Source organism: Stenotrophomonas sp. YJH_SMC_54 (assembly GCF_059368435.1).
Genome location: NZ_JCAFRS010000004.1, coordinates 57,798 through 73,484, shown reverse-complemented (window position 1 = coordinate 73,484; position 15,687 = coordinate 57,798). Strand labels below are relative to the sequence as shown.

Genomic DNA, 15,687 nt, shown 5'->3' with positions numbered 1-15,687 from the left:
CACCCATGACAGCTGGCTCACGCCAACCGGTGCGCGCCAGCATAGGGCGGTGTATCCGGATAGTCACCGCGGGCGAAGCGCTCCTGCAGGCCCTGCCACCAGCCCGGGTCGAACAGGTGCCGGTAGTGCTCGCGGACCGCTGCCAGCTCTGCAGCGGGCAGGCCCATGAACGGGCCGAAGCGCTCGGGAAACACGTCGCGCGGACCGACATGGAACCATGGCTCGTCGGACATCGCTTCCTCCGGCGTACGCGGCTGCGGCCAGGCGCGGAACACGCAGTCGCTGACCAGGCACAGCTCGTCGTAGTCGTAGAATACTGCCCGGCCATGCCGTGATACGCCGAAATTCTTCGGCAGCATGTCACCGGGGAAGATGTTGTTGCGCGCCATGTCGGTGATCGCCTGCGCATAGTCGAGCACCGCCGCCCGCACCGCCTCCCCGCCCTGCTCGCGCAGGTAGAGATTCAAGGGACGAAAACGACGCTGCACATAGCACAGTGCGACTTCGACCTCATCGCCATCGATGCGTACGCTCTGCGCGCACTGCTGCAGCAGTTCATCCAGCAGGGCCGGCGCAAAACGCTCGCGCGGGAAGCGCAGATGACGATAGGGCTGCGCATCGAGCAGGCGGCCGACACGATCGAGGTTGAACACCAGCGCGTACTTCTCTTCCACCTGCTGTCGCGACATCGCCTTGGGCCACGCGAAACGGTCGCGGATCAGCTTGAACACCAGCGGGTAACTGGGCAGGGTGAACACCGCCATGACCATGCCCGGCGTGCCCTCTGCATGCACCAGCCGCTCCTGCGGGTGCTCGTTGAAATGACGGAAGAAGGTGCGGTAGCGCTCGGTCTTGCCCTGCTTGGCGCGGCCCAGCACGGTGTATATCTCATCGATGGGCTTGCCCGGCAGCAGACTGCGCAGGAACACCACCGCATCACCGACCGTGGCCAGGTTGGCCTGGAAATAGCTGCGTGACACGCCGAACAGGTGGGCCACGTCCCGGCGCCGGGTCAGCACTGCATCGGCGCGCAGGCCACGCTCGTCGTTCACCAGGGCAATCACGCACGGCGAGAACCGGTGCTCGCCGAACACGCGGCCAACCAGGTAAGCGCGGCGCTCGCGGTAGAACACCGTGTCGAGCAGCTCGATGCTGCGTACCGGCGTATCGCCCCAGTGGGCCAGGTCATCCTGCAGGCGCACCGCGATGGCCGCGGCGCAGCGCAGCTGGTGCGCATAGGGGATATCGAAGCGATAGTCGGCCAGCACCCGCTGCAGCGCCTCCACCGGCCGCGTCGGCGAAACCGCGTAGGTATGCCGCGCCACCGGGTGGGTGATGGCATCGGAGGGTTCGACATCGAAGGCGATGAACTCCAGCGCCGGGTCCACGCCCCGGGTAGCGAACAGGCGCCGCGACAACGTGTTGTAGAAGGTCTTGTACAGCTCGGCGTCGATCAGGCCCTGCAGCAGCGCGCTGTAGCGGGCGTGCACCCGCAACCACAGCGCGCGCTCGCCGATCGCCTCACCGGCAAGGCGGCGCAGCGCATCCATCTGCTCGGCGATGCACAGGTCGTACAGGGCGATGCGCTCGACCGCATCCTGTCGCGCACCGGCCCAGTCGCGCTGCTCGAAGCGCTGCCGCGCCCGCGCGGTGATCGCCGCAAAGCGGGCGTGGTACTGCTCGAAACCGTCGCGGATGGCTACCGCGATGCGCGGTGCCAGCTCGGCAGCGATGTCAGGCCTGGACATGCATGGCTCACCCGGGAGGACCGGCTTCACCATACGCTGGCGTGTGCGATGCCGTCGAGCGCGAAGGTAGTGCCGGCCGCTGGCCGGCAGCACCTGGACCGTCGATGGATCGATGCAGATGCCGGCCAGCAGCCGGCACTACTGGCTCAGATCGCCAGTTCGGCTTCCACGTCCTGCACCTTGCGCCGCGCCAATGCCAGGTTGGACCTGGTACGGTCCAGCACGATGTAGAAGAACAGGCCCTTCTTCTTCGCCACCGGGCGCATGATGTGGTACGCCTTGCCCAACGAGATCAGGATGTCCTCGATGCTGTCGTTGAGGTTCAGCGATGCGGCGGTCTTCATCTTGGCACGGATCACTTCGGTGTTGCCGGCGGCGGCCACTTCCATGTCCATGCCGGCACCGGCTTCGCCCAGCAGCATGCCGCTTTCATAGTCGACCAGCGCCACTGCCTGCGCGCCGTCGATGCCCATCAGTGCGTTCAACGATTCATTCAGTCCAGCCACGTCGCACCCCTTGTCGATGTTGGTTCGAGCCCCTCGTTCCCCTGCGGCCGGGCTCACGATCCGCCGAGTTCGGCCAGGATCGCCTGGCCACATTCCCTGCTCTGCCACAGCACCTGGCCGATCACGCTGCGCTGGTCGCAGGCCGCCATCAGCAGCAACGGCACGCGCCCCTCGGCCTGGATCGCCAGCATCAGCACCTTGCCGCCCGCGGCCTCCAGCATCAGCGTCTGCAGATCCCCAAGCACAAGTTCGCGCCCGACCGCTGCAGCCAGCGCCAGCATCGCGCTGGTCATCGCTGCCAGGCGTTCACCGCGCCCTTCGGCACCGGCACTGACCAGGGCGAAGCCATCCACACTGGCCAGCACCACCGTGCGTATGCCTTCCACCCGCTGCTGCAGGTCTCGCAGCAAGGGCTGCAGGCGCTCACGCTGGCCGGCGTCGGGCAACAGCGCCACCTGTCCGTCAGCCATGCGCGGCCACCAGTGCGTGCGCTTCCATCTCGCCCATCAATACATCCATCAGCAGCAATCCCTGTTCGCGGTCGCGGGTATCCACGGCCAGTAGCGGCAGCGGCTGGTCATCAAGGCAGGCAAGGGCGGCCCAGTCATCCAGCGCGGCGTGCGGTGCCTGGTCGAGATGGGTGACGGCCACCACCAGCGCCAATGACGATGCGAACGGCCGCAACACCTGCAGATAATCCTCCAGTTCGGCAACCACGCCCGCGCGCCGCGCATCCAGCAGCAGCACGGCGCCGCGGGCGCCCTGCAGCAGGATCGGCCAGAGGAAATCGAAACGCTGCTGTCCCGGCGTGCCATACAGGCGCAGCCGCTCGCCATTGGGCAGGTCGATATCTGCATAGTCCAGGGCGACGGTGGTGGAGGCCTTGTCGGCACCGAGGCGGTCGCTGTTGGCCACGTCGGTGTCGACCACCGCGCCGGCCGCGATGCTGCGCACCAGGGTCGACTTGCCACTGCCCATGCCACCCAGCACCACCACCTTGTGCTCACGCATTGCGTTCGCTCCCACGCAGGTGACGCCACAGGCGGGCGAGCAGGCCGTTGTCAGCGCCGGCAGCGCGTTCCGGCAGCGGTACCGCCGGTGCTGCCTGCAGCTGCGCGTAACCGCACAGGTAAGCGGCATGGATGAAATCGCGCACGGCCGCAGGCGGCAGATCAAGCAACATCGCGCACTCGTCCACCGTGCACGCGCGCTTGAGCAGCAGCGAGCACAGGCGGAAGCCATCATGGTCATGGCCCAGCACACGGAAATCGGGCCAGCGCAGCAGCTTTACCGAAGCACCGCGCAGGCGTTCGTCCAGTGCCTGCCAATGGCGGCTGCGCTGCGCCCATTGCCACAGCAGCGGCCGCAGTGGCTGGCGTGGCCGCTCGCCGGCCAGGCCATGCAGGCGTGCGGGTGTCAGCGCATCCAGCTGCAGGCGTTCGAAGGCATCGGCCAAACGCTCCACCAGGGCCGTAGCCGGTTCCTGCAGCAGCACGGCCTGGTCATGCTCCAGGTCCATCAGCAGCAGAGGCTCGCCCGCATCACTCAACAGGGCCTGGCCCTGTCGCAGCGGCAGCCGCTCGCGCAGCAGACGGGTGATGGCATGCGCACCATCAGCCAGGCGGATCGGTGCGGGTGCGTGCATGGCCAAGGGCTCCACTGCCAACTGCATGCGGCGCAGCGCGCGGCCGATGGCACCATCGTCAAGCACGTCCTGGTGCCCGTCGCCATCACGCAGCTGGCCGCCGATGTCTTCGATCCAGCACTGCAGTCGCGGACGCTGCTGGCGCATGCGCAGGGCCGCGTTGCGCAGCGCCGGCGTATCGCGGATGACCAGCAGGTCGCAATCATCCAGGTCCTGGCTGCGGCGGATCTGGCCGTCCGGCAGGGCCGATGCCACGCGCAGCCGCTGCAGCAGGGCCTGCTCACCCTGGATGTCGGTTCCCACTACCAGCACGCGTGCCATCCGTGTTCCCCGTGCGGCCACCTCCCCGGTGGCCTCGCGTCGCCAAGGCTAGGGCATCGCCAGCGGCAGCCGTCGTGATCGACTGCTCAGATCGAGGGCGGTTGCAGACGGTGTCCGATCAGTTCTGCGACGGCCATCGCGGGCAAGTTTCATGCCTCGTTGACGACATTCCGACAGCCGACGGGAATCACGGTTCTGGACGCGGGTCGAATGGGGTCAGATCCCTTTTGCATGGCAAAAGGGTTCTGACCCGGAGCCCAAAAGAAACCCGCGCCGAAGCGCGGGTTCCGGTGTCACGACCGAACGGCGATGGATCAGCCGCGGAGCTGCTCCAGCGCGGCGTTGAAGGTCGCGCTCGGGCGCATCGCCTTGCTCGCCTTGGCGACGTCCGGGCGGTAGTAGCCGCCGATGTCCACGGCCTTGCCCTGCACCGCGATCAACTCTTCGACGATCTTCTGCTCGTTGTCGGTCAGTGCCTTGGCCAGCGGTGCGAAGCGTGCCTTCAGTGCCGCATCTTCGTCCTGTGCGGCCAGCGCCTGCGCCCAGTACAGCGCGATGTAGAAGTGGCTGCCACGGTTGTCGATGCCACCCAGCTTGCGCGACGGCGACTTGTCGTTGTCCAGGAACTGGCCGTTGGCTTCGTCCAGCGCCTTGGCCAGCACGCGGGCGGCGGCGTTGTCGTAGCGGTTGCCCAGGTGTTCCAGCGACGCGGCCAGGGCCAGGAACTCACCCAGCGAATCCCAGCGCAGGTAGTCCTCTTCGACGAACTGCTGCACGTGCTTCGGGGCCGAACCACCGGCGCCGGTCTCGAACAGGCCGCCACCGGCCATCAGCGGCACGATCGACAGCATCTTGGCGCTGGTGCCCAGCTCCATGATCGGGAACAGGTCGGTCAGGTAGTCGCGCAGCACGTTGCCGGTCACCGAGATGGTGTCCTCGCCCTTGCGGATGCGGTCCAGCGAGAACGCGGTGGCTTCCACCGGCGGCAGGATGCGGATGTCCAGGCCGGTGGTGTCGTGGTCCTTCAGGTACTGCTCGACCTTGGCGATGACCTGCGCGTCGTGGGCGCGGGCGGCATCCAGCCAGAACACGGCAGGGGTGCTGCTCAGGCGGGCGCGTTCGACGGCCAGCTTGACCCAGTCCTGGATCGGCGCGTCCTTGGTCTGGCACATGCGCCAGATGTCACCGGCTTCCACGGCGTGTTCGAACACCACGTTGCCGGCATCGTCGGTGACCTTGACCACGCCGTCGGCGGCGATCTGGAAGGTCTTGTCGTGCGAACCGTACTCTTCGGCCTTCTGCGCCATCAGGCCGACGTTCGGCACCGAGCCCATGGTGGCCGGGTCGAAGGCGCCGTGCGCCTTGCAGTCGTCGATGACGGCCTGGTACACGCCGGCGTAGCAGCGGTCCGGAATGACCGCCTTGGTGTCCTGCAGCTTGCCTTCGGCGTTCCACATCTTGCCCGAGTCGCGGATCATCGCCGGCATCGAGGCGTCGACGATCACGTCGCTCGGCACGTGCAGGTTGGTGATGCCCTTGTCCGAATTGACCATGGCCACGCCCGGACGCTGCGCGTACTCGGCGGCCAGGTCCGCTTCGATCGCGGCGCGGGTGGCTTCCGGCAGCGACGGCAGGCGCGCGGCCAGGTCACCGATGCCGTTGTTGGCATCGAAACCGGCCTGCTTGAGCACGTCGGCGTGCTTGGCCAGCACGTCCTTGTAGAACTCGTTGACCGCCACGCCGAACATGATCGGGTCGGAGACCTTCATCATGGTCGCCTTCAGGTGCAGCGAGAACAGAACGCCCTGGGCCTTGGCATCGGCGATCTGCTCACCGATGAACGCGGCCAGCGCCTTGCGGCTCATGACGGCGGCATCGACGATCTCGCCGGCCTTGACCGCGGTCTTTTCCTTCAGCACGACGGCGCTGCCGTCCTTGCCGTGGAAGGTGATCTTCAGCGCACCGGCGTTGGCCAGGGTGGCCGACTTCTCGCTGCCGTAGAAATCGCCGGCGGCCATGTGCGCGACGTGCGACTTCGAATCCGACGCCCAGGCGCCCATGCGGTGCGGGTGCTTGCGCGCGTAGTTCTTCACCGACAGCGGTGCACGGCGGTCGGAGTTGCCTTCGCGCAGCACCGGGTTCACCGCACTGCCCTTGACCTTGTCGTAGCGCGCCTTGTAGTCGCGCTGCTGGTCGTCGGCCGGGGTTTCCGGGTAATCCGGCAGCGGATAGCCCTGGTCCTGCAGTTCCTTGATGGCCGCCTTCAACTGCGGCACCGAGGCGGAGATGTTCGGCAGCTTGATGATGTTGGCGTCCGGGGTGGTCGCCAGCTGGCCCAGCTCGGCCAGGTCGTCGCTGACCTTCTGCGCGTCGGACAGCAGTTCCGGGAACTGCGACAGGATGCGGCCGGACAGCGAGATGTCACGGGTTTCCACCACGATGCCGGCAGTGGCGGTATAGGCGTCGACGATCGGCAGCAGCGACTGGGTCGCCAGGAACGGTGCTTCGTCGGTCAGCGTGTAGAGGATCTTGGACATGGGGGACTTGGACTCTGTAGCAATGCTCAGGGGAAGGCCGGCGCCAGCGCCGGGCCACGTGCAACCGTGTCGCTTTCCCCCGTCGCCGTCAGGGTGGGCGCGCGGCGGGGAAACCCCTGCATTGTCGCGTTTTCAGCCGCGCGGGGCAAAGCGGCGCCATACGCGGCGGTACTGCACGGCGGCAACGCTGTGATCCATCCACGCACGGCGTGGATCTGCGCGAACGCCGCCGTCAGTGGATCCACGCCATGCATGGATGAAGCCAGCCACCGGCCAATAAAAAAGGACGCAGCCTTGCGGCTGCGTCCATCGTGAGTCCTGCCGGGAGAGAGTCGGCAGGACTTACTTGACCTCGAACTCCTGCGGCGTTCCAGCCGCCTTGCCATCGACCGTGACCTCGGCGCGGTACTTGCCGGCCGGCCAGCCCTTTGCATTCTTGAACGTGACGTTGGTGGTCTCCGCGCCGCTGGCATTCAGGGTCGCGGTCTGTTCGCCGGCCACCTGGCCGTCCTGGAAGGTCAGCTTGGCACCGACATTGACGTTGTTGGCGGCGCCATCGGTCTTGACCGAGACGATGACATCATCCTTCGGCGAGAACAGTGCAGCCGGGGCGACCGATTTGTCGGCGGCAGCGGTCTTGCCCACGGTGACGGTGGAAACGCTGACCGCGGCAGCTTCCGCCATCGGCGGCGGTGCACCGGTCATCGGTGCCGGCGCTGCCGGCTCGGCCGGAGCCGTGGCGGCCGGAGCGGCGTTGGTGTCGGTCGACTCTTCCTTCTTCTTGCAACCGACCAAGGCAACGCTGCCCAACAGGGCGGCGATCAGGGCGGTCTGGAGCGGGGTGGTCTTGATCATTCGGGGTTCCTCCCAGGGATTGTCGGACGGCGTTTGATCGCCGGCTTACTTCGGCGGCAGTTTCAGGGTCTGGCCCGGGAAGATCTTGTCCGGGTCGTCAAGCACATCGCGATTGGCTTCGAAGATCTTCTTCCAGGCGTTGGCGTCGCCCAGATGCTGCTTGGCGATCTTCGACAGCGAGTCACCCTTCTGCACGGTATAGGTGCCGCCGCTGACGATCTCGGCGGTGCTGTCCACCGAAGCGCTCACGCCGGAGAAGTCCGCCTTCGGCACCTGCTCGGCGGTACTGTCGACGCTGGCGCTGACGCCGGAGAAATCGGCTTTCTTCTCGGTACTCATCCACAACTCCCGTCTGCATGACTACGTGGCTCGCACGGTGCCATGGCGGTTGTTAAATGGGGATGGTGCAGATGTGAAGCCGCCCCGGGGGGCGGCTGAACAATCGGGAGAGACGGTGCCCGGTAGTGCCGGCCGCTGGTCGGCTGTGCCAGGGGGATCCGGCCTTGGCCGATTGCCGGCCAGCGGCCGGCACTACCCGTAACCGCCTGCGAATCATGGTAGTGCCGGCCGCTGGCCGGTGTTCGCCGGGCATGGCCCGGCACAACGGGCAACCGCCTGCGGCGGTTACTGGCGCAGTTCGCGGTAGGTCGCGGCCGGGGCGGCAATGCCGGGACTGGCGCGCCACGGGTTGATGTCCAGGCCACCACGGCGGGTATAGCGCGCCTCCACTTCCAGCCATTGCGGCTGGCAGCGCGCAGACACCTCGCTGAAGATCCGCTCAACGCACTGCTCGTGGAACTCGGCGTGCTCGCGGTAGCTCACCAGATAGCGCAGCAGGCCGGCACGATCGATCTTCGGCCCGCGGTAACGCAGGCTGACCGTCGCCCAGTCCGGCTGGCCGGTGACCGGGCAGTTGGACTTCAGCAGTGCCGAGACCAGGGTCTCCTCCACCACCTCACCGGCATTGGCCGAGAGAAAGTCCGCCTGCGGCGGGCCGTAGCAGTCGATCTCCAGCTCCAGCCCGTCGATGGATTCACCGAGCGGCGTCTCGCGCAGGCCCGGCAGCCCGAACTCGACCTGGACCGGCGCACCGGCACAATCCGACAGATCCGCCACGATGCGCGCGCGCAGTGCCTCGGCGCTGTCGATGCGGGTGCTGTTGAGGGAGTTGAGGTACAGCTTGAACGACTTCGATTCGATCAGCCGCGGCGAGGTGCACGGCACCTGCACGGTGGCCACGGCCACCTGCGGCTTGCCACGCGGGTCGAGCCAGCTCAGCTCGAAGGCGTGCCAGCGGTCATGGCCGACGAACGGCAGCGCGGCGTCATCGAGGCCGATCTCGGCGCGGGCGCCGCTGCGGGGGATGGGAAACAGCAGGCCGGGATCGTACTGCGACGGGTAACTGACCTCGCGACCGAGGCTGGAATCCTGTGGGGTGTTCATGGGGGGCATTGTATCGCGCGGACGGCGGGCCTTCGGCCGGGCCGGCCAACGGCGGAGCCCCTCCGTGGTGGTTTTGTTGGTTGGTCGTGGAAGGCGGTCTATCGGCTTGGCCGGGTGGGTAGGCGGGTCGGGGGACGCCGTAAACCCGTCCTTGGGGGCTTGGCCGCGGCATCCATGCCGCGGACACCCCCGCCCCGCCTACCCACCCGGCCCCTGACAGTTCCTTGCGCGCCGCCACCACCACGGGAAAGATCAGGAAAATCAAAATCAGAAGCCGATCCTTCAGACGTTCATGACGTCCGCCGTGCCGACCAACGGTCGGCACCCACCAACAGCAGCGGGCACCAACAGCCGCGGGAAACTGTCGAAGGCGGGGTGGGTCCGGTTGAGGGGGTGTCCGCGGCATGGATGCCGCGGCCAAGCCCCCATGGACGGGTTTACGGCGTCCCCCTCAACCGGACCCACCCCGCCATCCCACGGAATGCCCGCTTTTGACGTTGACGTTGATTTAGGCGGGTGCAGGGCTGCAAGCCCTGCCGGAAACCCTCACCCCGCAGGCGTGCCGGCACCGTGCAGGTAATCCAGGCTCACCTGCAGCAACGCGCGCAGTCCGACATCCAGCGCCTTCTCATCCAGCAGGAACTTCGGCGAATGATTGGCGGGCGCCGTCGCCGGGTCGATGCCCACGCTGGTGGAACCAACGAAGAAGAACATCCCCGGCACTTCCTTCGCGTACAGCGAGAAATCCTCCGCGCCCATCTGCAGCGGTGGCTCGTACACGTTGTCCTTGCCCACCACCGCCTGCAGGCTCGGCAGCATCTTCGCGGTCAGCGCCGGGTCGTTCACCGTGGCCGGGTTGCCTTCTGATTCGTAGATGTCGGTCACCGCCTTCGCACCGTGCGCGGCGGCGGTGTGCTCGGCGACGTTGCGCAGGTCGGCGAAGATCTGCTGGCGCATGCCCTCGTCGAAGGTGCGGATGGTGCCGACCATCTCCACTTCATCGGGAATGATGTTGTAGCGGATGCCACCGTTGATCGCACCGAAGGTCAGCACCGCCGGCTGCTTGGACAGATTCGCGCGGCGGCTGACGATGGTCTGCGCGGTACCGACCAGATCAGCGGTGGCAACGATCGGGTCGACACCGTTCCACGGTGCCGAGCCGTGCGTCTGGCGACCGATCACCTTGATCCCGAAACGATCCGAGGCGGCCATCAATGGGCCACCGCGAACCGCGATCTGACCGGCCTGCACGCTGGAGAACACATGCAGGCCAAACACCGCCTCCGGCTTGAAGTCGGCGAACAGGCCTTCCTTCAGCATCAGCGCGGCACCGCCCTCTTCCGGCGGCGGTGCGCCTTCCTCGGCCGGCTGGAAGATCAGCATCACCTGGCCCGGCAGGTCCTTCTTCATCGACACCAGCGCTTCGGCCACGCCCAGCAAGGTGGCGGTGTGCGCGTCATGGCCGCAGGCATGCATCACGCCCACGGTCTGGCCGCGGTACTGGTCGGTGGCCTTGGAGGCGAACGGCAGCCCGGTCTGTTCGGTTACCGGCAGCGCGTCCATGTCCGCGCGCAGCGCGATCTTCGGGCCGGGCTTGCCGCCTTCGATGATCGCCACCACGCCGTGGTGGGCGATGCCAGTCTTCGGCTTCAAGCCCATCGCACGCAGGCGCTTGGCGACCTCGGCCGAGGTGCGCGCCTCGCGGTTGGACAGTTCCGGGTGCTGATGGAAGTCGCGGCGCCATTCAACCACCTTGGCCTGCAGGCGCTGGGCAGCGGCGGTCACTTCGGGGCGTTGCCCGTCCTGGGCGTGGGCAACGGCCGGCAGGGCCAGCAGCAGGGCGGACAGCAGCAGCGAACGGCGCATCGCAATCTCCACAGCAAGAGGGGTCCAGCTGAATGTAGGGCAACACCGCCGCCACGGGAACCTCCGCGGCCGGATCCGGTCTTAGCGCCCGTCCCATCCGTCATGCAGGAAACGTGATGTGGCACAGGTATGCTTTGCGCATTGCCAACCGGGGCCGCGCCCCGTCCAGCCCTCTTGGAGTCCTCGTAATGTCACGTGTTTGGAAGATCGTGCTGCTGGTCGTGGCGGTTCTGGTGCTGGCCGTGGTCGGCCTGCGCGTCATCGGCGGGGGCAAGGACAAGGCTGGAAAGCCGGCAGCGGGAGCGCGCCAGGGTGGCGAAGACCCGGATGCCGGCCCGGTGCCGGTGACCGTGGTCGAGGCCACGCACCAGGACGTACCGGTGTATGCCAGCGCACTGGGTACCGTGACGGCAATGAACACCGTCACCGTCAGCCCGCAGGTCGGTGGCCAGCTGATGAGCCTGAACTTCCGCGAAGGCCAGGAAGTGAAGAAGGGCGACGTGCTGGCAGTAATCGATCCACGCACCGCCCAGGCCAGCTACGACCAGGCCGCGGCAGCCAAGCGCCAGAACGAGGCGCTGCTGGCCACCGCGCGCTCCAACTACCAGCGCTCCAATGCGCCGGAGTACCGCCAGTTCGTCGCCAAGACCGATCTGGATACACAGCGAAACCAAGTGGCACAGTACGAAAGCGCAGTCGCGGCGAACGAAGCCAGCATGCGCTCGGCACAGGTGCAGCTGCAGTACACCAGGGTCACCGCACCGATCACCGGCATCGCCGGCATCCGCGCGGTCGACGCGGGCAACGTGGTCAACGCCGGCACCGCGCTGGTCACCCTGACCCAGATCCACCCGATCCACGTCCTGTTCAACCTGCCCGAACGCCAGCTCGGCGACGTGCGCCAGGCGCAGGCCGCCGGCGCGGTGCCGGTGGCGGCACTGGACCGCGCCGACTCGCACGTGCTGTCCGGCGACGGCAAGCTGGACGTGGTCGACAACCTGATCAGTGCCGACAGCGGCACCTTCAAGGCGCGCGCGCTGTTCGACAACACCGACAACGGCCTGTGGCCGGGCCAGTTCGTCAACGTGCGCATGCAGCTGCGCACGATTGCCGGCGGCGTGGTCATTCCGACCCAGGCCGTGCTGCGTGGGCCGGATGGCGAGTACGTCTACGTCGTGCAGGGCGACAACACGGTGAAGATGCAGACCGTGCGGAGCGGCGTGGAAGTGGGCGACAGCCAGGTGCAGATCGCCGAAGGCCTGAAGGGCGGCGAGCGGGTGGTCAGTGAAGGCCAGTTCCGCCTGAAGCCGGGCAGCAAGGTCACCGCGCTGAAGCCGGGCGAAACCCCGGCCGCACCGACCGAGGCCGAGCTGAAGGCGGCCGAACAGAAGAACGGTGGCGGCGGTGGCCGTCGCGGTGGCGGTCCGCGCTGAGCGCAGGCCACGGTTCTCCCTCGCGCCGGCGGACCCGCCGGCGCCGACATTGAAGTGCCAGCAAGGATCAGTCCGTGGGCTTTTCGACGATCTTCATCCGCCGCCCGATCGCTACCTCGCTGTTGATGGCGGGCCTGTTGCTGCTGGGCATCCTCGGTTACCGCAAGCTGCCGGTGTCGGCGCTGCCGGAAATCGATGCGCCCAGCCTGGTGGTCACCACCCAGTACCCCGGCGCAAACGCAACCACCATGGCCTCGCTGGTCACCACGCCACTGGAGCGCCAGTTCGGGCAGATCTCCGGGCTGGAGCTGATGACCTCCGACTCGTCGGCTGGCTTGTCCACGATCATCCTGCAGTTCTCGATGGACCGCGACATCGACATCGCCGCGCAGGACGTGCAGGCGGCGATCCGCCAGGCCACCCTGCCCTCGTCGCTGCCCTACCAGCCGGTCTACAACCGGGTGAACCCGGCCGACGCGGCCATCGTCACCCTGAAACTGACCTCTGACACGCGCCCGCTGCGCGACGTCAACAATTACGCCGACTCGATCCTGGCCCAGCGCCTGTCGCAGGTGCAGGGCGTCGGCCTGGTCTCGATTGCCGGCAACGTGCGCCCGGCCGTGCGCATCCAGGTCAATCCGGCGCAGCTGTCGAACATGGGCCTGACCCTGGAACAGCTGCGCAGCGCGCTCACCCAGGCCAACGTCAATGCGCCCAAAGGCTCGTTGAACGGCAAGACCCAGTCCTACAGCATCGGCACCAACGACCAGCTGGCCAGCGCCGCCGAGTACCGCGACACCATCATCAGCTACAAGAACGGCCGCCCGGTGCGGCTGTCCGACGTGGCCGAGGTGGTCGACGGCGTGGAGAACGACCAGCTGGCGGCCTGGGCCGATGGCAAGCCGGCGGTGCTGCTGGAAGTGCGCCGCCAGCCGGGCGCCAACATCGTGCAGACCGTCGAGCGCATCCGCGCGATCCTGCCGCAGCTGCAGGGCGTGCTGCCGGCCGACGTGCACCTGGAGATCTTCAACGACCGCACCGAGACCATCCGCGCCTCGGTGCACGAAGTGCAGTTCACCCTGATCCTCACCATCGGCCTGGTGGTGGCGGTGATCTTCGTATTCCTGCGCCGGCTGTGGGCCACGATCATTCCCTCGGTGGCGGTGCCGCTGTCGCTGGCCGGCACCTTCGCGGTGATGGCCTTTGCCGGCATGTCGCTGGACAACCTCTCGCTGATGGCGCTGGTGGTGGCCACCGGCTTCGTGGTCGACGATGCGATCGTGATGATCGAGAACATCGTCCGCTACATCGAACAGGGCAAGAGTGGCAAGGAAGCGGCCGAGATCGGCGCACGCCAGATCGGCTTCACCGTGCTGTCGCTGACGGTCTCGCTGGTGGCGGTGTTCCTGCCGCTGCTGCTGATGCCTGGCGTCACCGGCCGCCTGTTCCACGAGTTCGCCTGGGTGCTGAGCATCGCCGTGGTGCTGTCGATGCTGATCTCGCTGACGCTGACCCCGATGATGTGCGCCTACCTGCTCAAGCCCGACGCCCTGCCCGAGGGCGAGGATGCGCATGAGCGCGCAGCGGCGGCCGGCAAACAGAACCTGTGGACGCGCACCGTCGGCCTGTACGAGCACAGCCTGGACTGGGTGCTGGGCCACCAGCGCCTGACCCTGGCCGTGGCCGGTGGCGCGCTGGTACTCACCGTGCTGCTGTATGTGCTGATTCCCAAGGGGCTGCTGCCCGAGCAGGACACCGGCCTGATCACCGGCGTGGTGCAGGCGGACCAGAACATCGCCTTCCCGCAGATGGAACAGCGCACCCGGCAGGTCGCCGAAGCGCTGCGCCAGGATCCGGACGTGACCGGCGTGTCGGCATTCATCGGTGCCGGCAGCATGAACCCCACGCTCAACCAGGGCCAGCTGTCGATCGTGCTGAAGGAGCGCAGCCAGCGTGATGGCCTGGATGATATCCTGCCGCGCCTGCAGAAGGCGGTAGCCGGTATTCCGGGCGTGGCGCTGTACCTGAAGCCGGTGCAGGACGTGACCCTCGATACCCGCGTGGCCGCCACCGAATACCAGTACTCGCTGTCGGACGTGGACAGCGCCGAAGTGGCCACCCAGGCCACGCGCCTGACCGAAGCGCTGCGCAAGCGCCCGGAACTGGCCGACGTGGACAACAACCTGTCCAACCAGGGCCGCGCGCTTGAACTGAACATCGACCGCGACAAGGCCAGTGTGCTGGGCGTGCCGATGCAGACCATCGACGACACGCTCTACGATGCGTTCGGCCAGCGCCAGATCTCGACCATCTTCACCGAACTCAACCAGTATCGGGTTGTGCTGGAAGTGGCGCCGGAGTTCCGTACCAGCACCGCGCTGATGGAACAGCTGGCCGTGGCTTCCAACGGCGCCGGCGCGCTGACCGGCACCAATGCCACCAGCTTCGGCCAGGTCACCTCGTCCAACTCGTCCACCGCCACCGGCATCGGCGCGCAGAACACCGGCATCACGGTCGGCGCCGGCAACATCATCCCGCTGTCGGCGCTGGCCGAAGGCAAGGTCAGCAGTGCGCCGCTGGTGGTCAGCCACCAGCAACAGCTGCCGGCGGTGACGGTCTCGTTCAACGTGGCGCCGGGCTATTCGCTGTCCGAAGCGGTGCGTGCGATCCAGGAGACCAAGGACAGCCTGGACATGCCGGCACACCTGCATGCCGAGTTCATCGGCAAGGCCGCCGAATTCACCGGCAGCCAGACCGATGTGGTGTGGCTGCTGCTGGCCTCGCTGGTGGTGATCTACATCGTGCTCGGCGTGCTCTACGAGAGCTACATCCACCCGATCACGATCATCTCCACGCTGCCACCGGCCGGCGTCGGCGCGCTGCTGGCGCTGATGCTGTGCGGGCTGAGCCTGTCGGTGGACGGCATCGTCGGCATCGTGCTGCTGATCGGCATCGTCAAGAAGAACGGCATCATGATGGTGGACTTCGCGATCGAGGCGCGTCGCGCCGGTGCCAACGCGCATGAAGCGATCCGCCGCGCCTGCCTGCTGCGCTTCCGTCCGATCATGATGACCACCGCCGCGGCAATGCTCGGCGCACTGCCGCTGGCGCTGGGCACCGGCATCGGCTCGGAGCTGCGCCGCCCGCTGGGCATCGCCATCGTCGGCGGCCTGCTGCTGTCGCAGCTGGTCACGCTGTACACGACGCCGGTGATCTACCTGTACATGGAACGCTTCTCCGAATGGCTGGCGCGCCGCCGCGAGCAGCGCGCACTGCGCAACGGTTCGCTGCAGGAGCCGCAGGCATGATCCACGCCCCGCTGCTGCGGTGGGC

The 15,687-nt window shown here is 67.2% G+C and carries 12 protein-coding genes; 2 read left to right on the top strand and 10 right to left on the bottom strand.

What is annotated here, in order from left to right:
- Window positions 1-17: 17 nt before the first annotated feature.
- The 10 genes from aceK to AC5P5S_RS05960 form a co-directional block, all read right to left on the bottom strand.
- Window positions 18-1,748 (bottom strand): bifunctional isocitrate dehydrogenase kinase/phosphatase, encoded by a 1,731-nt coding sequence (aceK, locus tag AC5P5S_RS06005; protein ID WP_049418052.1) that lies wholly within the window; start codon window positions 1,746-1,748, stop codon window positions 18-20.
- Window positions 1,749-1,894: 146 nt separating this feature from the next.
- Window positions 1,895-2,254 carry a hypothetical protein gene (locus tag AC5P5S_RS06000; protein ID WP_005411280.1) on the bottom strand — a complete coding sequence of 120 codons (360 nt, stop codon included), beginning with the start codon at window positions 2,252-2,254 and terminating at the stop codon, window positions 1,895-1,897.
- Between the two features lie 53 nt (window positions 2,255-2,307).
- Window positions 2,308-2,724 carry a roadblock/LC7 domain-containing protein gene (locus tag AC5P5S_RS05995; protein WP_005411281.1) on the bottom strand — a complete coding sequence of 139 codons (417 nt, stop codon included), beginning with the start codon at window positions 2,722-2,724 and terminating at the stop codon, window positions 2,308-2,310.
- On the bottom strand, window positions 2,717-3,265 hold the full coding sequence (locus tag AC5P5S_RS05990; RefSeq protein ID WP_049418054.1) for a GTP-binding protein: 549 nt from the start codon (window positions 3,263-3,265) through the stop codon (window positions 2,717-2,719). Before AC5P5S_RS05990 ends, AC5P5S_RS05995 begins: the two co-directional genes overlap by 8 nt.
- Window positions 3,258-4,220 carry a hypothetical protein gene (locus tag AC5P5S_RS05985; RefSeq protein ID WP_049418055.1) on the bottom strand — a complete coding sequence of 321 codons (963 nt, stop codon included), beginning with the start codon at window positions 4,218-4,220 and terminating at the stop codon, window positions 3,258-3,260. Before AC5P5S_RS05985 ends, AC5P5S_RS05990 begins: the two co-directional genes overlap by 8 nt.
- 314 nt (window positions 4,221-4,534) lie before the next feature.
- Window positions 4,535-6,757 (bottom strand): NADP-dependent isocitrate dehydrogenase, encoded by a 2,223-nt coding sequence (locus AC5P5S_RS05980; RefSeq protein WP_062605520.1) that lies wholly within the window; start codon window positions 6,755-6,757, stop codon window positions 4,535-4,537.
- Window positions 6,758-7,099: 342 nt separating this feature from the next.
- The gene (locus AC5P5S_RS05975; protein ID WP_005411286.1) at window positions 7,100-7,612 is read right to left on the bottom strand and encodes a hypothetical protein; all 513 of its coding nucleotides are present in this window, start codon (window positions 7,610-7,612) and stop codon (window positions 7,100-7,102) included.
- 45 nt (window positions 7,613-7,657) lie between these two features.
- Window positions 7,658-7,951 (bottom strand): LysM peptidoglycan-binding domain-containing protein, encoded by a 294-nt coding sequence (locus AC5P5S_RS05970; protein ID WP_005411287.1) that lies wholly within the window; start codon window positions 7,949-7,951, stop codon window positions 7,658-7,660.
- A gap of 285 nt (window positions 7,952-8,236) precedes the next feature.
- The gene (queF, locus tag AC5P5S_RS05965) at window positions 8,237-9,055 is read right to left on the bottom strand and encodes an NADPH-dependent 7-cyano-7-deazaguanine reductase QueF (RefSeq protein WP_012481425.1); all 819 of its coding nucleotides are present in this window, start codon (window positions 9,053-9,055) and stop codon (window positions 8,237-8,239) included.
- Between the two features lie 546 nt (window positions 9,056-9,601).
- Window positions 9,602-10,921, bottom strand: a complete 1,320-nt coding sequence (locus tag AC5P5S_RS05960; RefSeq protein ID WP_012481426.1) for a M20 family metallopeptidase — start codon at window positions 10,919-10,921, stop codon at window positions 9,602-9,604.
- 188 nt (window positions 10,922-11,109) lie between these two features.
- On the opposite strand from AC5P5S_RS05960, the gene AC5P5S_RS05955 reads away from it, so the two are divergent.
- Both AC5P5S_RS05955 and AC5P5S_RS05950 read left to right on the top strand, forming a co-directional pair.
- A complete protein-coding gene (locus AC5P5S_RS05955) occupies window positions 11,110-12,354 on the top strand; it encodes an efflux RND transporter periplasmic adaptor subunit (protein ID WP_043034293.1) in 1,245 nt (414 codons plus the stop codon).
- Window positions 12,355-12,428: 74 nt separating this feature from the next.
- The gene (locus AC5P5S_RS05950) at window positions 12,429-15,662 is read left to right on the top strand and encodes an efflux RND transporter permease subunit (RefSeq protein ID WP_062605518.1); all 3,234 of its coding nucleotides are present in this window, start codon (window positions 12,429-12,431) and stop codon (window positions 15,660-15,662) included.
- The last annotated feature ends 25 nt before the right edge of the window (window positions 15,663-15,687 follow it).